General features: G+C 72.6%; 14 protein-coding genes, 1 tRNA gene and 7 pseudogenes. 5 read left to right on the forward strand and 17 right to left on the reverse strand.

From position 1 onward, the window contains the following. Positions 1–157: 157 nt before the first annotated feature. The 10 genes and pseudogenes from ACZ8AI_RS02795 to argS form a co-directional block, all read right to left on the reverse strand. Entirely contained in the window at positions 158–1,255 is a 1,098-nt protein-coding gene (locus ACZ8AI_RS02795) for a PCRF domain-containing protein (RefSeq protein ID WP_464856428.1), read from the reverse strand. 3 nt (positions 1,256–1,258) lie between these two features. Further along, positions 1,259–2,469 (reverse strand): annotated as a pseudogene (rho, locus tag ACZ8AI_RS02800) (transcription termination factor Rho); the annotation flags it as partial. A gap of 423 nt (positions 2,470–2,892) precedes the next feature. After that, positions 2,893–3,183, reverse strand: coding sequence for a hypothetical protein (locus ACZ8AI_RS02805; protein WP_464856430.1), 291 nt, complete (start codon positions 3,181–3,183; stop codon positions 2,893–2,895). Between the two features lie 208 nt (positions 3,184–3,391). Beyond that, entirely contained in the window at positions 3,392–3,517 is a 126-nt protein-coding gene (locus ACZ8AI_RS02810) for a hypothetical protein (RefSeq protein ID WP_464856432.1), read from the reverse strand. A gap of 108 nt (positions 3,518–3,625) precedes the next feature. Then, positions 3,626–4,666, reverse strand: a pseudogene (gene thrB / locus ACZ8AI_RS02815) (homoserine kinase). A gap of 99 nt (positions 4,667–4,765) precedes the next feature. Beyond that, positions 4,766–5,846, reverse strand: a pseudogene (gene thrC / locus ACZ8AI_RS02820) (threonine synthase). Positions 5,847–5,898: 52 nt separating this feature from the next. Beyond that, complete coding sequence (locus tag ACZ8AI_RS02825) at positions 5,899–7,206, reverse strand: homoserine dehydrogenase (RefSeq protein ID WP_464856434.1); 1,308 nt, start codon at positions 7,204–7,206, stop codon at positions 5,899–5,901. Further along, positions 7,203–8,654, reverse strand: a pseudogene (gene lysA, locus ACZ8AI_RS02830) (diaminopimelate decarboxylase). Before lysA ends, ACZ8AI_RS02825 begins: the two are co-directional and overlap by 4 nt. 58 nt (positions 8,655–8,712) lie before the next feature. Then, on the reverse strand, positions 8,713–9,468 hold the full coding sequence (locus tag ACZ8AI_RS02835) for an LmeA family phospholipid-binding protein (protein WP_464856436.1): 756 nt from the start codon (positions 9,466–9,468) through the stop codon (positions 8,713–8,715). A gap of 193 nt (positions 9,469–9,661) precedes the next feature. Continuing rightward, positions 9,662–11,331: pseudogene (gene argS, locus ACZ8AI_RS02840) on the reverse strand (arginine--tRNA ligase). Between the two features lie 60 nt (positions 11,332–11,391). On the opposite strand from argS, the gene ACZ8AI_RS02845 reads away from it, so the two are divergent. Continuing rightward, positions 11,392–11,961 carry a hypothetical protein gene (locus ACZ8AI_RS02845; protein WP_464856438.1) on the forward strand — a complete coding sequence of 190 codons (570 nt, stop codon included), beginning with the start codon at positions 11,392–11,394 and terminating at the stop codon, positions 11,959–11,961. 123 nt (positions 11,962–12,084) lie between these two features. After that, positions 12,085–12,156, forward strand: a tRNA-Arg gene (locus ACZ8AI_RS02850). A gap of 13 nt (positions 12,157–12,169) precedes the next feature. On the opposite strand, the gene ACZ8AI_RS02855 is transcribed toward ACZ8AI_RS02850, so the two are convergent. The 6 genes and pseudogenes from ACZ8AI_RS02855 to ACZ8AI_RS02880 all read right to left on the reverse strand — a co-directional run bounded on the left by ACZ8AI_RS02855 (position 12,170) and on the right by ACZ8AI_RS02880 (position 16,803). Beyond that, positions 12,170–12,409, reverse strand: a complete 240-nt coding sequence (locus ACZ8AI_RS02855) for a hypothetical protein (RefSeq protein WP_464856440.1) — start codon at positions 12,407–12,409, stop codon at positions 12,170–12,172. A gap of 52 nt (positions 12,410–12,461) precedes the next feature. Next, entirely contained in the window at positions 12,462–14,309 is a 1,848-nt protein-coding gene (locus ACZ8AI_RS02860; RefSeq protein ID WP_464856842.1) for an MFS transporter, read from the reverse strand. Between the two features lie 62 nt (positions 14,310–14,371). Next, positions 14,372–15,136, reverse strand: a complete 765-nt coding sequence (locus tag ACZ8AI_RS02865; RefSeq protein ID WP_464856844.1) for an MFS transporter — start codon at positions 15,134–15,136, stop codon at positions 14,372–14,374. After that, positions 15,039–15,911 (reverse strand): annotated as a pseudogene (locus tag ACZ8AI_RS02870) (MFS transporter); the annotation flags it as partial. The gene ACZ8AI_RS02865 and the pseudogene ACZ8AI_RS02870, both read right to left, overlap by 98 nt. Positions 15,912–15,976: 65 nt before the next feature. Beyond that, entirely contained in the window at positions 15,977–16,312 is a 336-nt protein-coding gene (locus tag ACZ8AI_RS02875) for a hypothetical protein (protein ID WP_464856442.1), read from the reverse strand. Then, positions 16,255–16,803, reverse strand: coding sequence for an alpha/beta hydrolase (locus ACZ8AI_RS02880; protein ID WP_464856444.1), 549 nt, complete (start codon positions 16,801–16,803; stop codon positions 16,255–16,257). Before ACZ8AI_RS02880 ends, ACZ8AI_RS02875 begins: the two co-directional genes overlap by 58 nt. Positions 16,804–16,937: 134 nt before the next feature. On the opposite strand from ACZ8AI_RS02880, the gene ACZ8AI_RS02885 reads away from it, so the two are divergent. The 3 genes and pseudogenes from ACZ8AI_RS02885 (at position 16,938) to ACZ8AI_RS02895 (ending at position 23,299) form a co-directional block, all read left to right on the forward strand. After that, positions 16,938–17,996 (forward strand): Gfo/Idh/MocA family protein, encoded by a 1,059-nt coding sequence (locus ACZ8AI_RS02885; RefSeq protein WP_464856446.1) that lies wholly within the window; start codon positions 16,938–16,940, stop codon positions 17,994–17,996. 360 nt (positions 17,997–18,356) lie between these two features. Then, positions 18,357–18,611, forward strand: a pseudogene (locus ACZ8AI_RS02890) (AMP-binding protein); the annotation flags it as partial. 98 nt (positions 18,612–18,709) lie between these two features. Beyond that, complete coding sequence (locus ACZ8AI_RS02895) at positions 18,710–23,299, forward strand: Pls/PosA family non-ribosomal peptide synthetase (RefSeq protein ID WP_464856448.1); 4,590 nt, start codon at positions 18,710–18,712, stop codon at positions 23,297–23,299. Here ACZ8AI_RS02895 and ACZ8AI_RS02900 read toward each other — a convergent pair. Continuing rightward, a complete protein-coding gene (locus ACZ8AI_RS02900; protein WP_071291807.1) occupies positions 23,296–23,562 on the reverse strand; it encodes a helix-turn-helix domain-containing protein in 267 nt (88 codons plus the stop codon). The genes ACZ8AI_RS02895 and ACZ8AI_RS02900 overlap by 4 nt on opposite strands. Positions 23,563–23,567: the final 5 nt, after the last annotated feature.

Below are 23,567 nucleotides of genomic sequence, written 5' to 3' on the forward strand. Positions count from 1 at the left end.
TGTACTTCGTTCAGTTGCGGAGGTAGGTGTTTAACCGTTTTCGCATTTATCGTGAAACGCTTTCGCGTTTCGTGCGCCGCTTCACCGACGGGGTCGCCTCCCTGAGGAGGCGATCCGCGGCGAACGTGGGATCACTGTCGGACAGGAGCCGTTGCGCCTAGGTCTGCAGGCGTCCTGGTCGCCGATGGCGGCCAGACGTGCCTCTTCGTCCGCCTGGATGGCGGACTGGACGACGGGCTCGAGCGCACCGTTCATGACGCGGTCGAGGTCGTGCGCCGTTTAGGCCCGGTGCGGTGGTCCGCGATGCGGTTCTCCGGGAAGTTGTACGTGCGGATGCGCTCCGAACGGTCCATCCCGCGGATCTGCGACTTGCGCGCGTCCGAGGCGATCGCGTCGAGCTCCTCCTTGCTGGCGCGCGAGGATGCGCGCACGCAGGACTGCGCATGCCGGCCTCGCGGTTCTGCAGCTGGGACTTCTCGTTCTGCATCGCGACCGTGATGCCCGTGGGCAGGTGGGTGATGCGGACCGCGGAGTCCGTCGTGTTGACGGACTGAACGCCAGGGCCGAGACGGACTAGACGTCGATCTTCAGGTCGTTCTGGTTGATCTGGACCTCTTCGGGCTCTCGTCCACCTCGAGGAGAACACCAGCGCACGCCGGTGGTCGAGGTGTGGATGCGCCCCTGCGACTCGGTCTGCGGTACACGCTGGACACGGTGCACACCGCCCTCGTACTTCAGGTGCGCCCAGACGCCCTGGGACGGGTCGGTCGTGTTCGACTTGATCGCGACCTGCACGTCCTTGTAGCCCACCGAGGTCGGACTCGGTGCGTTCCATCTCGATCTTCCAGCCCTTGGACTCGGCGTAGTGCGAGTACATGCGCAGGAGGTCGGCCGCGAAGAGCGCCGACTCCTCGCCGCCCTCACCGCCCTTGATCTCCATGATCACGTCGCGCCCGTCGTCGGGGTCGCGCGGGATGAGCAGCCGGCGGAGACGCTCCTGGCGCTCCGACAGCTGCTCCTCCGGCGCCGGGACCTCGTCCGCGAACGCCTCGTCCTCACGAGCGAGCTCCTGGGCGGCGGCGAGGTCGTCCTTCACCGCCTTCCAGGACTCGTACGCGGACTTGATCTGGTTGAGCTCGGCGTACCGCCGGTTCACCTTCTTCGCCCGGGCCGCATCGGCGTGGAGCGCGGGGTCCGACAGCTGCTGCGTCAGGTCCTCGTGTTCCGCCAGCAGCCCTGCCACCGACTCGAACACGCGTTACTCCTGGTGGCCGTTGTGGTGGCCGCCGGTCGTCGGGACCGACTTCTGCACCTGCACCAGGAACTCGACGTTCGACTGCGTCTCCTTGAGGTTCCGCAGGACGATCTCGAGGGCCTGCTGCGGGTCGAGCCCGGCGAGGGCTCGGCGCAGACGCCAGGTGATCTTGACCTCGTCGGCGGAGAGCAGCTGCTCCTCGCGACGGGTGCCGGAGGCGTTGACGTCGACGGGAAGATCCGCTTGTCGGCCAGGTGACGGTTGAGGCGGAGCTCCATGTTGCCGGTGCCCTTGAACTCCTCGAAGATCACCTCGTCCATCTTCGACCCGGTCTCGACGAGCGCCGTCGCGAGGATGGTCAGCGAGCCGCCGTCCTCGATGTTGCGCGCGGCGCCGAAGAAGCGCTTCGGCGGGTACAGGGCCGCGGAGTCGACACCACCGGACAGCACCCGACCGGAGGCCGGCGTCGCCAGGTTGTAGGCGCGGCCCAGGCGAGTGATCGAGTCGAGGAGCAGGACGACGTCGTGCCCGAGCTCGACCAGGCGCTTCACGCTCGATCGCGAGCTCGGCGACGATGTGTGGTCCTCTGCCGGCCGGTCGAAGGTCGAGGCGATGACCTCGCGCTTCACCGAGCGCTGCATGTCGGTGACCTCTTCGGGGCGCTCGTCCACGAGGACGACCATGAGGTGCGCCTCGGGGTTGTTCTTGGCGACCGCGTTCGCGATGGCCTGGAGCACGACGGTCTTGCCGGCCTTCGGCGGGGAGACGATCAGGCCGCGCTGGCCCTTGCCGATCGGCGACACGAGGTCGATGATCCGGGTGCTGAGCTTGCGCGGCTCGGTCTCGAGGCGGGAGACGCTCGTTCAGGTACAGCGGCGTGAGGTCCTGGAAGTCGACGCGCGCGGCGGCTTCTTCTGCCGTCTGCCCGTTCACCGAGTCGACCTTGACGAGCGCGTTGTACTTCTGACGGCTCTGCTGCTCGTTGTCCCGCGGCTGCTTGATCGAACCGACGACGGCGTCGCCCTTGCGCAGGTGGTACTTCTTCACCTGGCCGAGGGAGACGTAGACGTCGTTCAGCCCCGGCAGGTAGCCGGTCGTCCGGACGAAGGCGTAGTTGTCCAGGACGTCGAGGATGCCCGCGATCGGGATGAGGACGTCGTCCTCGGTGATCTCCGGCTCGAACTCGTCGTTCACCCGCCACGGCCGCGCTTGCGGTCGCGCTGGCGACGGCTGCGCCGCTCTCGGCCTCTTCGGCGGCCTGCTGCTGCTTCTGCTGCTGGGTCTGCTTCTGCTGACCGTTCTGCTGCTTCGGCTCGGACTTGTCGTCCTGCTGGCCGTTCGCCTGCTGGCCCTGCTGCTGGCCCTGCTTCTGCTCGGCCTGCTGCGCCTTGCCGTTCTGCTGGCCGCCGTTCTGCTGCGCGTTCTGCTGGCCGCCGTTCTGCTGGCCGCCGTTCTGCTGACCGTTCTGGTCGCCGCCCTGCTCACCGTTCTCGGCGTTCTGGCCACGCCCACGTACGACCGCGGCTGCGACGACCACCGGCCGCGAGAACCACCCTCGCCGTTCTGGTCGTTCTGGTCGTTCTGGTCGTTCTGGTCGTTGTCGTCCGACGCGTCGGTGCCCTGCTCGGCGGACTCGCCTAGGCCTGCTGGTCACGGCGGTCGCGGCGGTCCTGCTGCGGAGCGGCCTGCTCCTGCTGCTCGGGCTGCTCCTGCTGCTCGGTCTGCTGGGCGCCGCGCTGGCCGCGGCTACGGCGCTGGCCACCCGTCTGGGCTGCTTCCTGGGCGTCCTTCTCGGCGCGAACCTGGTCGAGGCCGGCGAGGAGGTCCTCGGTGCCGGTCTGCGCGTGGTTGGTGTGCTCGGCGGCCGAGGTCGGCGCGGCGCTCACGGTGCCGCCGGACGAGGAGCACGGCCCGAGAGCAGCGAGCACGCGACGTCGCGGGCTGCTCCGGCTCGGCCGCGGTCGTCGCGTCGTCGGCAGCGGTCACCAGCCAGGGCCTCGGCGGGCTCGGGGAGCGTCGGCTGCTCGGTGGGCGCCGCAGCGGTCGGGGCCGCGGCGGTCGGCGCTGCAACAGTCGCTGCGGCGTCGGCGGTCGCCGCGTCGTCCGTCGCCGGACGCTTGTCCTCGATGGAGGCGATCAGGTCGCCCTTGCAGACTTGGAGAGCCCGGTGATGCCGAGCGAGGAGCGTGCGCTGGGTTCGGGGTAGCGGAGGGCGCGCAGGTCGCTGGGGATCTCCACCTGGGTGGAGTCGTTGTTGGTCAAGATCGGTGTTTTCCTTTCGAACCGCAGAACGCGGAGAGTTTCCACCGTCCTGGATGCACGGGTATGCATCGACCGTCAGTTCAGACGACGGACCGGGATCTTCGGTGATCAGAAAGAGATGTGCCCCCGCGCACCTGACCCGACGTGGCGAGAACTGGTCCTCGTGGCGAGGAGGATCCTTGTTGCCGACGAGGGGTTCTGCCTACGCGAGTTCGGCTTCGAGCGCCGAGTGCGGCACCACTTAGCACCACCCAGATCGACGGCCAGCATGAGCGGCCGCCAGTCGGAGACCCCGTGCCGCGCGACCAGTTCCGCCGCGGTCAGGCGCTGCGCGGGGTCGCTGCCGAGGACCAGCAGGCTCGGTCCGGCGCCGGACACCACGGCGGCGAGCCCCTCCTGCCGGAGCAACCCGATGAGCGCGTCCGTCTCCGGCATCGCGCTCGGCCCGGTACGCCTGGTGCAGGCGGTCCTCGGTCGCGGCGGCGAGCAGGAGCTCCGGGCTCTGGATGAGCGCCGCGACGAGCAGGGCCGAGAGCGCGAGACGTTGAACGCGGCGTCGGCGTGCGGGACGCTCGCCGGCTGCAAGGACCGCGCGAGCTTCGTGGACAGGGTCGACGTCGGCACGAACACGACCGGTGAGACACCGCGGTGCACCAGGAGCCGCTTGTACGCGGGCCCCTCGGCGGTCATCCACGCGATGGTCAGTCCGCCGAACAGCGCGGGCGCCACGTTGTCCGGGTGCCCCTCCATCTCGGTCGCGAGGGTCAGGAGGGTCGAGGCGTCGAGGTCGACGACGCCCTCGAGCAGCCCGCGGGCTGCCATCAGGCCAGCGACGATCGCGGCGGCGGACGACCCCATCCCGCGGCCGTGCGGGATGGCGTTCACGGCGTGCAGCTCGAGGCCGGGCTGCGCGACGCCGGCGTGCTCGAGTCCGCGGCGGATCGCGCGGACGACCAGGTTGGTGTCGTCGGTCGCGACCTCACCCGCACCGACGCCGTCGACTGTGACGCTCGCGCCGGGCTCCGGGCGGACGCGGACGACGACCTCGTCGTAGAGCGAGAGGGCGAGGCCGAGCGAGTCGAAGCCCGGCCCGAGGTTCGCGGAGGTGGCCGGTACGCGCACGCGCACCGCCCGACCGGCCGGCAGCACGCGCCCGCGCGCCCGGCCGGCACCGCGCGGACCGCCCGTCCGGCCGGTACAGCGTTGTGGGCGGTCAGGCCCTCCCCGGTCCGGACGAACGGTCGTGGCTCACCGGGCTGCGACCAGTCCGAGGACGTCCGCGATCGACGCCGTGTCGACCGGCACGCCTCGTCGGGGTGACCTCGCCGCCGTCCTGCGTGCGGAGCGCCCACTGCGGGTCCTTCAGGCCGTGGCCCGTGACCGTGATGACGACCTTCGCGCCCTTCGGCACGACACCGGCGTCGGCACGCTCGAGGAGTCCGGCCACGCCGATGGCGGAGGCGGGCTCGACGAAGACGCCGACCTCGGCGGAGAGGATGTGGTGCGCGGCGAGGATCGCCTCGTCGGAGATCGCGCCGAAGTAGCCGTCGGTCTCGTCACGGGCCTCGAGCGCGAACTGCCACGACGCGGGGTTGCCGATGCGGATCGCCGAGGCGATCGTGTCGGGGTGCTTGACGACCTCGCCACGGACGATCAGGGCCGAGCCGGCGGCCTGGAACCCGAACATGCGCGGCAGCTTGGTGGTGCGGCCGGCGGCGACGTCCTCGCGGTAGCCGCGGGAGTACGCCGTGTAGTTGCCGGCGTTGCCGACGGGCAGGAAGTGGAAGTCCGGTGCGTCGCCGAGCACGTCGACGACCTCGAACGCGGCGGTCTTCTGCCCCTCGATGCGGTCGTTGTTGACGGAGTTGACCAGGTGCACCGGGTAGTTCGCGGCGAGGTCGCGCGCGATGTCGAGGCAGTCGTCGAAGTTGCCCTGCACCTGCAGCAGCTGGGCGTCGTGGGCGACGGCCTGGCTGAGCTTGCCCATCGCGATCTTGCCCTCGGGCACGAGCACCGCGGCGGTGATGCCGGCGTGGGTCGCGTAGGCGGCGGCCGACGCGCTGGTGTTGCCCGTCGACGCGCAGATGACGGCCTTCGCGCCGTGCTCGACGGCCTTCGAGATCGCCATCGTCATGCCGCGGTCCTTGAAGGAGCCCGTCGGGTTCATGCCCTCGAACTTGACGTAGACCTCGGCGCCGGTGCGCTCGGACAGCCGCCGCGCGGGGATGAGCGGGGTGCCGCCCTCACCGAGCGTGACGACGGGCGTCGCCTCGGTCACGTCGAGTCGGTCGGCGTACTCGCGCAGGACTCCCTGCCACTGGTGGGCCATGAGGCTCTCCTTGTTCGGTGTTGCAGTCGGGGGTGGGTCGGGGACCGGACGGTCAGGCGCCGACGACGCGGAGCACGCTCGTGATCTCCACGACGACGTCCTCGTTGCGGAGCGCCACCACGGTGTTCGCCAGGTCGGACTCGCGGGCGAGGTGCGTGCCGATCACGAGCGTCGCCGTGGCGTCCGCTCCGGAGGCGACGGTCTGCTCGACGGTCTCGACGCTGACGCCGTGCTTCGCGAGCACGCCGGCGACGGTCGAGAGCACCCCGGGGGCGTCCGCGACGTGCAGCGTGATCTGGTACCGGGTGCGGACGGTGCCGATCGGGAAGACGGGCAGCGCGCCCTGCGTCGACTCGGCGACACCGGGGCCGCCGATGACGTGGCGGCGAGCGGCCGACACCAGGTCGCCGAGGACGGCCGAGGCGGTCTCGACACCGCCGGCACCGGCGCCGTAGAACATGAGGTCGCCCGCGGCCTCGGCCTCGACGAACACGGCGTTCTTCGCGCCGTGGACGCTGGCCAGCGGGTGCGACTCGGGCACGAGGGCCGGGTACACGCGGGCGCTGACACCCTCGGTGCCGTCCTCGTCGGTGAGCCGCTCGGCGGTCGCCAGGATCTTCACGACGTACCCGGCCTTGCGTGCGGCCCGGACCTGCTCGATGGTCACCGAGGTGATGCCCTCGCGGTGGACGGCGGCGAGCGGCACGGAGGTGTGGAACGCGAGCGACGCCAGGATCGCGGCCTTCTGCGCGGCGTCGTAGCCCTCGACGTCGGCGGTCGGGTCGGCTTCGGCGTACCCGAGCTCCGTCGCGGTCGCGAGGGCGTCCTCGAAGGTCGCGCCCTCCCTGTCCATCAGGTCGAGGATGAAGTTCGTGGTGCCGTTGACGATGCCCATGATGCGCACGATGCGGTCCCCGGCGAGGGAGTCGTGCAGCGGGCGGATGATCGGGATCGCCCCGGCGACGGCGGCCTCGTAGTAGAGCTGGGCACCGACCTGCTCCGCCGCGGCGAAGAGCTCCGGTCCGTGCGTCGCGAGGAGCGCCTTGTTGCCGGTGACGACGTCGGCGCCGGACTGCAGGGCCTGCAGCACGAGGGTGCGAGCGGGCTCGATGCCGCCGATCAGCTCGACGACGATGTCGGCACCGAGGATCAGGGATTCCGCGTCCGTCGTGAAGAGCTCCGCCGGCAGGTCGACGTCGCGCTGCGCGTCGAGGTCGCGGACGGCGATCCCCACGAGCTCGAGGCCGGCACCGGCGCGCGAGGCCAGCTCGTCACCGTGCTCGAGGAGCAGCCGCGCGACCTGGGAACCGACCGAGCCGGCTCCGAGCAGCGCGACGCGGACGTTGCGGTATTCGATCATCTGGTGCGGGTCCTGTTCGTGGGGATCGGGTCGTGGCCGCGGGCGTCAGGCCCGGGCACGACCCCGGTGTCGCGGGCGAGGAGGTCGTCGATCGACTCGCCCCGGACGAGGATACGGGCTGCACCGTCGGCGACGGCGACGACGGGCGGGCGGCCCACGTGGTTGTAGTTGCTCGCGAGGCTCCAGCAGTAGGCGCCCGTCGCGGCCACGGCGAGCAGGTCGCCGCGGTGCACGTCGCCGGGCAGGTACTCGTCGTTCACCACGATGTCTCCGCTCTCGCAGTGCTTCCCGACGACGCGGGTGAGCACGGCCGGTGCGTCCGAGGTGCGGGCGAGCCGTGCGGTGTAGTCCGCGCCGTACAGGGCAGGGCGGACGTTGTCGCTCATCCCGCCGTCGACCGAGACGTACGTGCGGGTGGCGGACTCGTGCTCCGGGGTCTCCAGCGTCACGGGCTTGATCGTGCCGACCCGGTAGAGCGTGATCCCGGGGGGACCGACGATGTACCGCCCCGGCTCCACCGCGACCTCGGGGACCGGGATGCCCCGCTCGGCGCAGGCCTCGGCCACGATGGTCGCGAGCGCCTCGGCGACGTCCTCCGGCGCGAAGGCGGAGTCGGCCTCGGTGTAGTCGATGCCCCAGCCGCCGCCGAGGTTGAGCTCCGGCACCGGGCCGGACGCCACGAGCGTCGCGTGCACGTCCATCAGGCGTCGTGCTGCTTCACGGAAGCCGGACTCGTCGAAGATCTGCGAACCGATGTGGGAGTGCAGCCCGACGAACGCCAGGGACGGCTGCGCCCGGACCTCGGCCGCGGCGTCGACCGCCTCGGACAGCGGGATGCCGAACTTCTGGTCCTCACGCGCGGTGGCGAGGTAGTCGTGCGTCGAGGCGTGGACCCCGCTGTTGATCCGGATCCGCACGCGCTGCACGACCCCGGCGGCGGCCGCGGCCGCGCGACGCGGTGGATCTCCTCGTGGCTGTCGAGGACGATCGTGCCGAGGCCGACCTCGACCGCGCGGGCGATCTCGGCGTCGGACTTGTCGTTGCCGTGGAAGCCCAGCATCGCCGGGTCCGCTCCCCCGGCCAGCGCCACGGCGAGCTCGCCGGCGGTGCAGACGTCGAGTCGGAGGTCGGCGTCGGTCATCCACCCGGCGACGTGCGTCGTCAGGAAGGCCTTGGCGGCGTAGTACACGTGCGCTCGGGTGCCGATGCGCTCGAACGCCTCGGTGAAGGCGTTGCGGACACGGACCGCCCGGGACTGCACGTCGCGTTCGTCCACCACGTAGAGGGGCGAGCCGTACTGCGCCACCAGGTCGGACGCGGTCAGCCCGCCGACGGCGAAGCTCGCCGTCGTCGGTGCGCGTCGCGGACGCGGGCCAGATGCGCGCCTCGAGCGCGGACGGGTCCGTCGGGAACCGCAGTCGCTGCGGGGCAAGGGGGTTCTCGCTCACGGGACCCGATCCTACCGAGCCGAGCCGTGCCTCCAGGCCGCGTTACGCGCCCCGTCGGCTACGAGCACGTGCCGACCGTCTGCAGCCCCTGCTCGTTGAGCGGCAGCGAGTCGGCCGTGACCCGGACGGATGCCTCGGACGAGGAGATGTCGAGCGAGCGCACCCGCAGCTGCGACGGCAGGAACTGCGCGGTGCAGACCTCGACGGGCACGTTCGTGACGCCCGGGATCGAGTCGACCTTGAGGCCGAGCGCGGAGTTGGTGATCCGCACCGTCTTCGGCGTGATGGTGATGCCCTTGCCGTCGTCCTGCGCGACGACGGCGCCCTTCGCCGCGTAGGTGATGTCGTAGCCGAGCACCGCGGTCTTGCCGGACAGCTCGACGCCGCCGTCGGCCAGGCTGAGCCGGTCGAACAGGGGGCTGTACTTCGCCAGGTCCTTGACGCTCGACGAGGCGAGCGTGACGTGCCCGTCGACGTCACGGACGTCGCCCTTTCCGTCGACGGGGACGTCGTGCGCGGTGACGTCGGCAGCGAGCGGGACGCCGTCGATCATCAGCTTCTCCGACGAGATCTCGACGTCGTCGAGGGACCCGGCGACGAGCTGCGGGATGACGACGCCCTTCGCGTGCGCCTCGACCTGGCCGGTCGCACCGTCGGGCAGCGACTGCTCGACCTGCTGGGCGATCATGCGGTCGACGACGCCGCGCAGGACGAACTCGGCGACGACCACGAGCACGGCCAGCACGACCACGACGACGATGAGGACGACGGGCCAGCGGCGGCGCTTCCGGGTGGGCACGGTGGCGGCGGACATGCGTCCCACTCTTGCCAGGGTCCCCCGGCAGCGGGCCTGGAGGCGCGGGTCGAGCCCGGCGCGCGTGTCGCGGGGCGCCGCTTCGAACCACGTACACGACATCGAACCAGGCGGACTACCTGGTTCGAAGTCGTGGACGTGGTTCGATCCCGAACGAGCGACCGGCGGCGCGGCGCGGAGCGCCCGCCGCGCGCTACATGCGCTCGGGCGCCGTCACCCCGAGCAGGCCCAGGCCGTTGCGGACGACCTGCCCGGTGGCGTCGTTCAGCCAGAGGCGCGTGCGGTGCAGGTCCGTCACGGCCTCGTCACCGAGCGGCGTCACGCGGCAGGAGTCGTACCAGCGGTGGTACAGCCCCGCCAGCTGCTCGATGTAGCGGGCGATGCGGTGCGGCTCGCGGAGTTCCGCGGCCTGCCGCACCACGCGCGGGTACTCGGCCAGGGCGCCGAGCAGGGCACCCTCGGTCTCGTGCGTCAGGAGTGACGCGTCGAAGACCGACCGGTCGACACCGGCGGTCGCGGCGTTGCGGGCGACCGACTGCGTGCGCGCGTGGGCGTACTGCACGTAGAAGACGGGGTTGTCGTTCGTGCGCTTCACGAGCAGGTCGAGGTCGATGTCGATCGCGGTGTCGCTGGCGAACCGGACGAGCGAGTACCGGCCGGCGTCCACACCGACGGCGTCGACGAGGTCCTCCATCGTGACGATCGTGCCCGCGCGCTTCGACATGCGCATCGGCTCGCCGTCCTTGAGCAGGTTGACCATCTGCCCGATGAGGATCTCGAGGTTCTTGCCCGGCTCGTCACCGAAGGCCGCGCACATCGCCATCATGCGGCCGACGTAGCCGTGGTGGTCGGCGCCGAGCATGATGAGGTTCCGCTCGAACCCGCGCTCGCGCTTGTCGAGGTAGTACGCCAGGTCGCCCGCGATGTACGCCGGCTCGCCGTCGGACTTGATGACGACGCGGTCGCGGTCGTCGCCGAAGTCGGTGGTGCGGAGCCACTCGGCGCCCTCGGCCTCGTACATCACACCGGCGGAACGGAGCCGCTCGATGGCACGCTCGACGGCCTTCGACTCGTGCAGCTCGTTCTCGTGGAAGTACACGTCGAAGTCGACGCCGAAGTCGTGCAGCGACGACTTGATGTCGGCGAACATGAACTCGACGCCCTCGCGGCGGAAGAGCTCCTGCGCCTCGTCGCGGGGCAGGTCGCGCACGTCGATGCCGGGCTCGAGGGTCTCGAGCACCCGCGCGGCGATCTCGGCGATGTACGCGCCGCCGTAGCCGTCCTCCGGCGTGGGCTCACCGAGTGCCGAGGCGACGAGCGAGCGGGCGAAGCGGTCGATCTGCGCGCCGTGGTCGTTGAAGTAGTACTCGCGGGTGACCATGGCGCCCTGCGCCTGGAACACCCGGGCGAGGCTGTCGCCCACCGCGGCCCAGCGCACGCCGCCCATGTGGATCGGCCCGGTGGGGTTCGCGGACACGAACTCGAGGTTGATCCGGACGCCGTCGTACAGGTCGCCGTCGCCGAAGGACGACCCCGACTCGACGATCGTGCGGGCGATCTCCCCGCGGCCGCGGCCTCGAGCGTGATGTTGATGAACCCCGGACCGGCGACGTCGACCGTGTCCACGCCGTCGAGCTCGGTCAGCTCGCCGGCGATCTCGGTCGCAGCTCGCGCGGGTTCGTGCCGAGGCGCTTCGCGAGCTGCATCGCCGCGTTCGACGCCCAGTCGCCGTGCGCCCGGTTCTTCGGACGCTCGAGGGCCACGTGGGACTCGTCGATCGTCACGGTGTCGGAGGGCGCCTCGTCGCTCGACGATCCCGGTCAGGATCGACAGGTACGCAGCGGAGAGTTCGGCAGGAGTCACGAGGGTCGAGTCTACCGGGACGCCCACGGTCCTCTCCGGCCGATGCACCATCATGTCCGGATGACCTCCCGCAGCCGTGTCCGGGCGATCGGCGTCGCCCTGCTCACCGTGTCCGCGTCGGTGTCCCTCGTGGCGTGCTCCGGCGGTGGCGACGCGAGCCCGAGCGCGTCCGCGGCACCGGTCGGCAAGCGGGTCACGCAGACCTGCGGCGACCTGCTCCCGTCGGGGTCGCTCGACGTGTACGGCGCGACCTTCACCATCGACCGCGACTACCGGCCGACGAAGGGTTCGCCCGCCGCACGGATCGCCGAGCAGCGCGGCCGGGTCTGCCGGTGGACCGCGACCGACGACCCCTCGACGACCATCACGCTGGCCGTCGCGGACCTGCCTGGGAAGTCGCTCACGAACCTGAAGGACGCACTGTACGAACGGGGCGGCTCGGTGCCGACCTACCGCGTCGAGGGGTACTTCTCCCTCGCCGACGGTGTCGGCCGCGCCGACGCCTTCGCGGACCCCTACTGGATCACCGCGTCCTCCCCCTCTTCACCGAGCCCGGCGGCGCGCAGCCGGTCGTCGACGCGGTCCGAGGCCGTCGTGCAGCCGGGTGCGTCCGCGACACCGGCCGGCTGACGCGACGACCTGCTGCCTGGAGGCGCGTGGCGGTGCCGCCACGCGCCTCCAGGCCGACACGCGAGGCGGACGCACGGTGTCCTGGTGGCCGTCGTCGACCTGCTACGGTTGATCCCACCCAGGGCCCCCATAGCTCAGGGGATAGAGCACTGCCCTCCGGAGGCAGGGGCGGAGGTTCGAATCCTCCTGGGGGCACCGTAGAGCCAGGTCAGGGACGCGAGCCGCTGTCGATCCACTTGCGGAGCACGGCGAGGTCGGCTGCGGACCAGGCGCCGTCGCAGGGCATGGTGCCGTCGGCCAGTCGAGCGTAGATCTCGTCCTGGTGACGGCGGACGTCGTCGAACTCCCACAGGTCGAACGCCTTCAGCATGCTGTCGCGGTCCTGCTGCCGGAACAGGGGCCGCACGTCGGAGGCGTATCCGGGCGGGGCGGGCGTCGGTTCGGTCATGTCGGTGCTCCTGTCGATCGGTGATGGTGCGGACGGACACGGGCCGTGTCCGTCACGGGGCGTCGCCGCCGTGCGTAGCGACGCTCGGGATGCCGGTCGTGCCCGGGGTGCCGGTCGCGGCGGGGACGGCGCTCCGGAACGAGATGGCGACCACGACCAACGCGAGCGCCATGGCGCACGCCGAGACGAGGAAGGCGGTCGCGTAGCCCGTGGCGGTCGACGCGCCCGTCGCGGTCCGGGTGGCTGCGATGGTGGCGAGCGTCGCGACGCCGAGGGCCGCGCCGATCTGCTGCGCGGTCGTCAACAGGCTCGCTCCTTCGCCCTGCACCGCGGCTGGGATGTCCGCGGTCGCGGCGATGGACAGCGCCGGCAGCAGGACGCCGATGCCGAGCGCCGTGAGGACCAGCCCGGGGAGCACGTTCGCGGCGTAGGTCGCCTCGGGCGAGAGCAACGAGAACACCGTCTGGCCCGCGATGAGCAGCACGACCCCGGTCAGTGCGGTCGGCCGGAGTCCCACCCGGGCGATGACCCGTCGGGCCACGAGCGACGACAGCAGCACGATCAGGACGGTCGACGGCAGCAGCGCGAGCCCGGTCCCCAGCGGGTCGAAGCGGAGCACCGTCTGGAGGAACAGTGACACGAAGTAGACGTACCCCGCGAGCACCGCGCCGGTGATCACCATGGTCACGAGCGCTCCGCGTCGCATCCGTGATGCGAGGACGGTCCGCGGGACCAACGGGTTCCGTGACCGTGCCTGCAGGACGACGAAGGTCGCCGCGAGTGCGAGTCCGACGGCGACCGGGACGACCGTGGACGGGCTCGTCGGTCCGGCGGTCTCGAGAGCGCTGAGCCCCAGGATCACGGAGGCGATCGCCGCGGTCACGAGCAGGGACGGCCCGACGCGGAGCGATCCCCGGTCGGTGTTGGCCCGATCGACCACGACCCGGGGGACGAGCACGAGCAGGGCGACGATCACGGGGACGTTGATCACGAAGATGCTGCGCCACCCGACCAGCTGGACGAGGAGTCCGCCGAGGACGATCCCGGCGGTCCCGCCAGCAGCCGTGGCGGCCTGCCAGAGCCCGAGTGCGCGGACCCGCGCCGGACCGTCCGCGAACCGGAGCGTGAGGGTCGAGAGGGCGGCGGGGGCGATGAGGGCCCCCGCGGCGCCCTGCACGAAGCGTGCGGCGACCAACCACCCGGGTGTGGGAGCGAGTCCGCACCCGAGCGACGCCACGCCGAACAGCGCGAGCCCGACGAGCAGCACCCGCCGCTGACCGAACACGTCCCCCGCCCGGCCGCCCAACAAGAGCAGCGAGCCGAAGGTCAGCGCGTAGCCCGTCACGATCCACTGGAGGCCGGACGCCGAGAAGCCGAGTCCCGAGCGGATGGTCGGGAGCGCGACGTTCACGACGCTGAAGTCGAGCTGCAGGACGAACTGCGCGGCGCAGAGCACGAGCAGGGTCGCGGTCGCCCGGGGGACGGGAGTGGACGCGGGTGCGGGTGCGGCCGGGGTGGTCACCGTGGCTCGGCTCGCACGCCGAACAGGTTCCCGAACGGATCGAGCAGCTGGCAGAGCCGCTCCCCCGTGAAGACCGTCTTCGGCCCACGGTGGGCGGACGCTCCGGCGGCGACCCAGTCCTCGACGACGGCGTCCACGTCGGGCACGGTCCAGTACGGCACCGTGCCGGAGGGGCCCGGCGTGTTCAGCTCGTCGGTCCGGTGCAGCGTGAGGCGGACGCCGCCGACGTCGAACGCGACGAGCGCACCACCGCGGACGACCGGGTCCCGGTGGAGCCTGGCCGCGTACCAAGCGACCGCGGCCTCGAGGTCGTCCACGAACAGGAACACGTTGCCGACCGGGCCGATCGCCAGCGGTGCTGCGGAGTCGTCGAGACATGCGGGTCTTCCTTCGTCGTGGTCTGCTGCGCGGTCGCGGTCGCGGCCGCCGGGTCGGCGGTCTCACCGGCGAAGTAGTGGATGCCAGCGGGGCGTCCCCTCGCACGCGGCGAGGGCTCGCGCTTCGATCTCGCGGTCGCGCCCGGTGGAGCGCTGGGTCTGCTGACGCTGGTACTCGCTCCAGGACGGCAGCAGGAAGGTCTCGAACCACACGTCCTCCTCCTCGCCGCTGCGGTAGAGCCGCCACCGGAACGCTCCGGTGCGACGACGGGAGGCGCCGAGCGCCGTCATGGCCTGCTGGAACTCCTGCCGTGACGCCGCGCGGACGGTGCAGGACACCGTGATCAGCACCGGCCCGTCCGTGGGCGCCGGTTCGAACAGGAGGGTCGGTGAGGCCCACGCGAGTCGGGCGGACCGGTCGATGACGCCGGTGCCGGGCAGGAGCGGCAGCCGGAGGACGCTGACCGCCACGAGCGCCAGCATGACCGCCGACGCCGTGAGCGCGAGCGGGGTGCCGATGGCCGAGGCGAGTGCACCCCATCCCACCGAGCCCACCGCCATCGTCCCCATGAAGACGAGGATGTACATCGCCGCACCGCGCGAGCGCACCCACTGCGGCAGCGTCAACTGCAACGCGGTGTTCAGCACGGTGAGCGTGCCGATCCACCGCGATGCCCGCGAGGACGAGCAGCAGCAGCGTGGGCAGCAGCGGCAGGAACGCCGCGGCCGCCGCTCCTGCGGCGTAGAGCAGCGCGCTGACCGCGATCGTCCAGTTGTCCGAGAACCGTCGACGCGCGGCGGGCAGCAGCACGATGCCGAGGACGGCACCGACGCCCGGCCCGGTCAGCAGGAGCCCGTAGCCGCTCGACCCGAGGTGCAGCCGGGTCGCGGTCAGCGGGAGCAGGGCCCAGAGCGCGCTCGCCGGCAACGCGAACAGTGCCGAGCGGAGCGGGATCCGCCGCACGAGGTGCGCCGACGCCACGTAGCGCAGCCCTGCGGCGAGCGCCGGTCCGAAGTGCTCCCGGTCCTCGAGGCCGGCCTGCGGGGGCCGCTTCCACCACAGCAGCGCCGCGACCGCGCCGAGGAACGAGAGCGCGTTGATGCCGAAGACGACCGGGGCGCCGAACGCCGACAGCACCACGCCCGCCAGCGCCGGACCGATCGCGCGGGCGCCGTTGACGGTGAGGCCGCCGAGCGCTGCCGAGGCGCCGATCTGCTCACGCGGGACGAGCTCGGGCTGGATCGCCTGCCATGCCGGCGAGGTGAGCGTCGCCGAGACACCGAGCAGGAACGTGAAGCCGAGCAGCAGCACCGCGGTCAGCGTGCCGGTGGCGGAGACCGCGGCGAGCGCTGCGGCGAGCACGGCGCTGGCGACGGACCCCACGATGAGGAGCCGGCGCCGGTCGTACGAGTCGGCGAGCACCCCTGCCACGAGGGAGAGGAGCACCGCGGGTGCGAGGCTCGCCGTCTGCACGAGGGCGATCACGACCGGGCTGGCCGATGCCTCCACGAGGAACCACTGTGCGCCCACCGTCTGCATCCAGCCGCCGATGTTGCTGCCCAGCTGCGCGAACCAGAGCACCCGGAACGCTGTGCTCGCCATCGGTGCCCACGCGGAGGCAGACGGGTGCGGAGCGGTCGGGGCGGGGGCCGTGCTCGGGGCGCCGCTCACCGGGGCTCGACCTCGAGTGTCTGCGCGAGGAACGCGAGCGATCCGGGGAGGGCGTGGTCGGTGTAGCCCTCGGCGTGCCGGATGCCGGGGACCAGTTGCAGGGTGTTCGGCACGCCGGCTGCGGCGAGCGCGGCCTGCAGGGCGATCGGGTCCGTCCGCGGGACCCATTCCTCGAGCGAGTTGGCGAGGTAGACGGGGCCGGTCGACGGCGTGACGTGCTCGATCGTGGACGCCGCGTCGAGCGCCGACCGGTCGCCGCCGACCTCCTGCAGGATCACCCAGCGGAGGAACGGGTCGTCGCGCCCGGTCTGGTCGATGTCGGCGCTGCGCATCGCGTCGAGGTCCTGGGTGGTCGGCGCGGCGTCGACGGTGCCGTCGGTCGCTCCCGGATGATCTCGGCGAGGCCGAAGATCCCCGACCAGCTGACGGAGGGACGGCCGGTCGCGATGCCGCCCTCGACGGCGAGGTTGCCGCCGGCGGACCCGCCGAAGAACGCGACCTTGCTCCGGTCGAACGGGACGTCGGACTGCAGCGCCCACTCGTACGCGGTGAGCACGTCGTCCCTGCTCGCGGGGAACACGTCGGTCGGCGCCAGGCGGTAGTTCGGCACGAAGACCGTGTACCCGGCGTCGACGAGCCGCGCGGACAGTCCGTCCTCCTTGGCCTTGTCCCCACGGAACCAGCCGCCCCCGTGCACGAGGACGACGGCGCCGACGCTCGCGGGCGCTCCGGGGCCGGGGCGGTGGACGTCGAGGACCAGTGCGTCGTGCTGGTCGGAGTACCGCACGTCGCGGTCGATGCGTGGGGGCGGCTGTGTGGGCATCCGATGACGACCTTCCTCGAGCTCCCGTCGCCCGACCGGGCAGGGGTACGGAACCCGATTGTGATCGACTGCGGCACGGGACGGTTGGGTCAGATGACTCGATGCGGGTCGGGTCCGCCCGGTAGCGTTCCGGCATGACGATGACGTTCCCGGAGCCCGGTGTCCACCCACTGCGGGGAGGACCGACGCTCGGATGGGGTGTGATCGGCCCCGGGGAGATCGCGAACGACTTCACCGCGACGCTCCACGCGAACTCCGACCAGCGCGTCGTCGCCGTGGGCTCCCGCTCCGCCGAGCGCGCCGCCGCCTTCGCCGCCCGTCACGGCGTCCCCGGTGTGCACGGGTCGTACGAGGCCCTCGTCGCGGACCCCGCTGTCGACGTGGTCTACGTCGCCTCACCGCACCCGCAGCACCTCGGGCACGCGCTGCTCGCGATCGCCGCCGGCAAGCACGTGCTCGTCGAGAAGCCGATGACGACCTCGGCGGCGGACACCCGGACCCTCGCCGAGGCCGCAGCGTGCCGCGGGCGTGCTCGCGATGGAGGCGATGTGGACCCGGTACCTGCCGGGCACCACCGTCGTCGCCCGGCTGCTCGCGGACGGTGCCCTCGGCGACGTCCGGCTCGCGACGGTCGACGTCGGCTGGCCGCACGACCCGGACCCCGCGGACCGGATGTTCGACCCCGCCGCAGGTGGGGGCGCCCTCCTCGATGCCGGTGTGTACGGGCACTGGTTCGCACGGTTCGCCACCGGCGCCCCGGTGACCAGCAGCGCGACGGGGCGGTCTCGGATCGCGGGGTCGACCTCCAGTCCGTCACCGTGTCGACGGCGGGCGGTGGCGCGCAGGCGGTGGTGGCCACGTCGATGACGGCGTGGACGCCGGGGTTGGCGGTCGTCGCCGGCAGCCGGGCCACGGTTCGGTACACCGACCACTTCGTGTTCCCGGCGTCGTTCGCGGTGCACCACCCGGGCGGGGAGGACCACTGGGCCGAGCCGACGGGGCTGCGGGGGCGGCAGGGGCTCGTGTGGCAGGCCGCGGCGCTCGCGCAGTACGTGGCGGACGGCCGCACAGAGTCGCCGCTGCACTCGCTCGACGACTCGATCGGGATCGCGGAGGCGCTGGACGCGGCACGTGCGGCGCTCGGTTCGGGGGCTGTGACGTCTGTTTCCGAACGCGACACCTCGACCCCCTAGGATCACGGGCCGGTCGACCACCCGGCCGGGAAGAGGACTCGATGACCAGCGCCACCACCAGCGCCACCGGGAACCCGCAGGCGGAACTCGCCGGCGGCGATCGTGCACCGGCGCCCGGACCCTGCTCGACGTCCTCACCGCCACGGCGGCCGAGCACCCGGACGCCCTCGCGCTCGAGGACCCGGCCGGCGCCCTCGACTACGCCACCCTGCTGGAGCGGGTGCACGAGCAGGCGGACGAGCTGGCACGGCGCGGGGTCCAGACGCGGCGACCGGGTCGGGGGTGCGGATCCCCTCCGGCGGACGCGACCTGTACGTGTCGATCCTGGCGGTGCTCGCCGCGGGCGCGGCCTACGTGCCGGTGGACGCCGACGACCCCGAGGAACGCGCGACCCTGGTGTTCGGCGAGGCCGCCGTCGTCGGCGTGATCGGTGCCGGCGGGGTCCTGCGACGATCCGGTGCGCCGGACGCCGAGGCGTCGCCGGTCGTCGACCCCGCGGCGAGCGCCGACGCCCCCACGCTCGAGGACGACGCGTGGATCATCTTCACCTCCGGCTCGACCGGGGTGCCGAAGGGCGTCGCGGTGACGCACCGGTCGGCGGCGGCGTTCGTCGACGCCGAGGCGAGGATGTTCCTGCAGGCCGCGCCGATCGGTCCCGGCGACCGGGTGCTGGCGGGGGTTGAGGCGTCGCGTTCGACGCGTCGTGCGAGGAGATGTGGCTGGCGTGGGGACACGGCGCGTGCCTCGTGCCGGCGCCGCGGTCACTGGTGCGGACCGGGGTGGACCTCGGCCCCTGGCTCATCGCGCACACCATCACGGTCGTGTCGACCGTGCCGACGCTCGCGGCGCTGTGGCCGGACGACGCGCTCGAGCAGGTGCGGCTCGTGATCTTCGGCGGTGAGGCGTGTCCGCCGGAGCTCGCCGCACGGATCGCGAGCCGGGGGCGCGAGGTCTGGAACACGTACGGCCCGACCGAGGCGACGGTCGTGGCGTGCGGTGCGCTGCTCGACGGGAGCACGCCGATCCGGATCGGCCTGCCGCTCGACGGGTGGGACCTGGCGGTCGTGGACGCCGCGGGGCGGCGGGTCGAACCGGGTGGTGTCGGGGAGCTCGTGATCGGCGGGGTGGGGCTCGGCCGGTACCTCGACCCGGCGAAGGACGCCGAGAAGTACGCGCCGTTCCCGGAACTCGGGTGGGCGCGGGCGTACCGGAGCGGTGACCTGGTGCGGTACGACCCCGAGGGGCTGGTGTTCCAGGGGCGTGCGGACGACCAGGTGAAGCTCGGCGGACGGCGGATCGAGCTCGGGGAGATCGACGCGGCACTGCCAGGCGCTCGACGACGTGGCGGGCGGTGCCGCGGTGGTGCAGCGGACCCCGGCCGGCAACCAGGTGCTCGTCGGCTACGTCGCCCCCGTGGCGGGCGCCTCCGTCGACGTGGCGGCCGCGAACGCCCGGCTGCGCGAGGAACTGCCGGCCGCGCTCGTGCCGCTGTTGGCGGTCGTGGACTCCCTGCCGACACGGACGTCGGGCAAGGTCGACCGTGCAGCACTGCCGTGGCCCTGCCCGGATCGGCGTCCGGATCGGCCGGAGCCGTGCTGCCGGACACGGTGGCGTGGATCGCGGAGCGGTGGGCGGCGATCCTCGGCGTCCCGGTGACGAGCACCGACGACGACTTCTTCGCACACGGCGGCGGCTCGCTCACGGCGGCGCAGCTCGTGTCCGCGATCCGGGAGCGGTTCCCGACCACGACGGTGGCGGACGTCTACGACCACCCGCGGATCGGGGCCCTGGCGGACGCGCTCGACGACTCCGGGCCGACGGTCTCGGTTCCCCGCGACGTGCGTCCCGTGCCGCCGGCGACCGGGTTCGTGATGACGCTGCTCGGGCTGCCGGTCCAGGTGCTCCGCGGGCTGCGGGTCCTCAGCTGGACCGCCCTCGTCGCCGCCGTCCTGCACGCGACGACCCTGCCGGTGCTGCCCGTGCTGCCGTGGCCCGTCCTGGTCCTCGCGCTGCTGCTGTTCGTCACGCCCGTGGGGAAGATGGCGCTCACCGTCGTGCTGGCGCGGCTCCTGCTGGCGGGCGTCCGACCGGGCGACCATCCCCGCGGCGGGTCCGTGCACCTGCGGGTGTGGCTGGCGGAGCGGATCGCCGAGGCGGTGGACGGCCCGTCGACGGCGGGCGCCCCGTGGATCAGCTACTACGCACGGGCACTCGGCGCGCGGATCGGCGCGGACGTCGACCTGCACACGCTGCCGCCGGTGACCGGGATGCTCACGATCGGCAAGCGTGCCTCGATCGAACCCGAGGTCGACCTCGCCGGGCACTGGGTGGACGGCGACGTCTTCCGGCTCGGCCACGTGCAGGTCGACGCGGACGCCGTCGTGCACAGCCGGACGACGCTGCTGCCCGGCGCACACGTCGGCGCGGGTGCCGAGGTGGAGGCCGGGTCGGCCGTGACCGGCCGGGTCCCCGACGGCGAGCGCTGGGCGGGTTCGCCGGCGGAACGCATCGGGTCGGCCCGACACGACCGGGAGGCGCGCCCCGCCCCACGACGTCGGTGGCTGCTGGCGTACGGGGCCGGGTCCGTGGCCGTGGCCGGCCTGCCGGTGATCGGCGTCGCCGCCGGGGTGGCGGTCGCGTGGTTGCTCGTCGGACCGGCGGGCTCGCTCGGCGAGGCGCTGCTGCGCGCGCTGCTCTGGGTGCCGCTCGCGACGGTCGTCGCGGGTGCCGTGTACGCGCTGCTCGTGGTGGTGTCGGTGCGGCTGCTCGGCATCGGCCTGGTCGAGGGCCGCCACCCGGTGCGGTCCCGGATCGGGTGGCAGGCGTGGTCGACCGAACGGGTACTCGACGCGGCGCGCACGCTGCTGTTCCCGCTGTACGCCTCACTCGTCACCCCCGTGTGGCTCCGACTGCTCGGCGCGAGGGTCGGGCGGAACACCGAGATCTCAACGGTGCTGCTCATCCCCTCGCTGACGCAGATCGCCTCGGGAGCGTTCCTCGCCGACGACACGATGGTGGCCACCTACGAGCTCGGCGGCGGGCGCATCCGGATCGGTCGGTCGAAGATCGGACGGCGGGCGTTCCTCGGCAACAGCGGCATGTCCGGCGCCGGCCGGTCGGTACCGCGCGAGGCCCTGGTCGCCGTGCTGTCCGCCGTGCCGAAGAAGGCCAAGCGCGGCTCGTCGTGGCTCGGGTCACCCCCGGTCCGGCTCCGGCGCGCGACCGCGCAGTTCGACGAGGAGCGCACCTTCCGGCCGCCGCGGTCGCTCAAGGTCGCGCGCGGGTGCTGGGAACTGCTCCGCCTCGTCGCGCCGATGGTGTCGGCGGCCATCGCCCTCGGCGTCGTCGGCAGCCTGCTCGCGCTCTGGACCGCGGTCGGCATCGGCTGGACCGTCCTCCTCGCCGGGCCGGTGCTCATCGCCGCCGGCGCCGTGGCCGCCCTCGTCTCCACCGTCGCGAAGTGGGTGTTCGTCGGCCGGATCGCCGCGCGGGAGCACCCGCTCTGGTCGTCGTTCGTCTGGCGCAACGAGGTGCAGGACACCTTCGTCGAGACCGTCGCACGGCCGTGGTTCGCCGAGCAGGCCACCGGGACGCCGGCGCTCGCCGCCTGGCTCCGGAGCCTCGGCGCGACGATCGGGCGCGGCACCTGGCTCGAGACGTACTGGCTGCCCGAGGCCGACCTGGTCACGATCGGCGCCGGCGCCTCGGTCGCACGGGGCACCGTGGTGCAGACCCACCTGTTCCACGACCGGGTCATGCAGCTCGACACGGTCACGCTCGACGCCGGCGCGACGCTCGGCCCGCACAGCGTCGTCCTGCCCGCTGCGGGCATCGGCACCGGGGCGACGGTCGGCCCGGCGTCGCTGGTGATGCGCGGCGAACAGGTGCCGGGCGGGACCCACTGGGCGGGGAACCCGATCGCTCCGTGGACATCCGGGGCACCCGCCGTGGCAGAACTGACCGGCACCGTGACCCCGCCGAACACCTTGCCGACGACCGCTGCCCCCGACCCGTACACCCCGCACAGCGGCGACCGGCGGTGGGACGCCCTGCACTACGACCTGCGGCTCGAGTACCGGGTCGCGACGAACCGGCTCGACGCCACCGCCACCGTCACCGCCCGCGCCGTCGCCGACCTCGACCGCGTCGTGCTCGACCTGCACGGGCTGACCGTGGAGCGGGTCGACGTCGACGGCAAGCGCACGAAGAAGAGCTCGACGGCGACGCACAAGCTCACCGTGACGCCGGCCGCGCCGATCGCCGCGGGGACCGAGTTCACCCTGCACGTGAAGTACCGCGGCACCCCGCACCCGCTCCGCAGCCCCTGGGGCCAGATCGGGTGGGAGGAACTGACCGACGGCGTCATCGTCGCGGCGCAGCCTACCGGAGCACCCTCGTGGTTCCCCTGCAACGACCGCCCGGACGACAAGGCCACCTACCGCTTCGAGGTCACCGCCGAGGCCGCGTACGACGTCGTCGCGAACGGCGACCTGCTCGGCAAGGAACGCGCCCGCGGCGGCACGACGTGGACCTACGCCACGACCCAGCCGATGGCCACCTACCTGGCGACGGTGCAGATCGGCCGCTACCGGACGACGAAGCTCCGCGGCTCGGACGTCCCCGTCACGCTGCACCACCCCGCCGACCTCGCCGGCGCCGCGAAGACCGACTTCGGCCGGGTGCCGGACATGCTCGCGCTCTACGCCGACCGCTTCGGCCCCTACCCGTTCCCGGCGTACGGCGTCGTGGTGACCGACGACGAGCTCGAGATCCCGCTCGAGGCGCACGGCCTCGCCGTCTTCGGGCGGAACCACGTCGACGGGGAGCACGGCACCGACCGGCTCATCGCGCACGAGCTCGCCCACCAGTGGTTCGGCAACTCCGTCACCGTCGCGCGCTGGCGGGACATCTGGCTGCACGAGGGCTTCGCCTGCTACGCGGAGTGGCTCTGGTCGGAGCACCGCGGTGGGGACACGGCGGACGTCCTCGCCGAGCGGTACCGGCAGGGCGTGCTCGAGCAGCCCCAGGACCTCGTCGTCGGCGATCCGGGCGCCGCGGACATGTTCGACGACCGGGTCTACAAGCGCGGGGCCCTGGCCCTGCACGCCGTCCGCCGGGCCTTCGGGGACGACGCGTTCTTCGACGGGCTCCGGAGGATCACCGAGCAGCACCGGTACGGGTCGGTCCGACCGGAGGACGTGCTCGAGGCGTTCGCCGGGGCCGCGGGGACGACCGTCGATGCGGTGCGGGCGCTGACGGCGCCGTGGATCGAGGAGCCCGGGGTCCCGGCGCTCGAGCGCTAGCCGGCGGTCTCGGCCAGGTCCGGTTCGCTGACCTCGGCCCACACGGCGTCGAGGGACAACCCGACGACCCCGGCGACCGCAGCGATCGTCGAGAACGCCGGCGTCGCGATCCGGCCGGTCTCGATCTTCCGGAGGGTCTCGGGCGAGATGCCGGCCGCGAGCGCCGTGTCGAGCATCGAGCGCGGGCCGCGGGCACGGCGGAGCAGGGCGCCGAGACGACGGCCACGGGCGAGCTCGTCGGGGCTGAGCGGAAGTCGGACCATGACCC

It is taken from the genome of Curtobacterium sp. AC273, assembly GCF_979253735.1.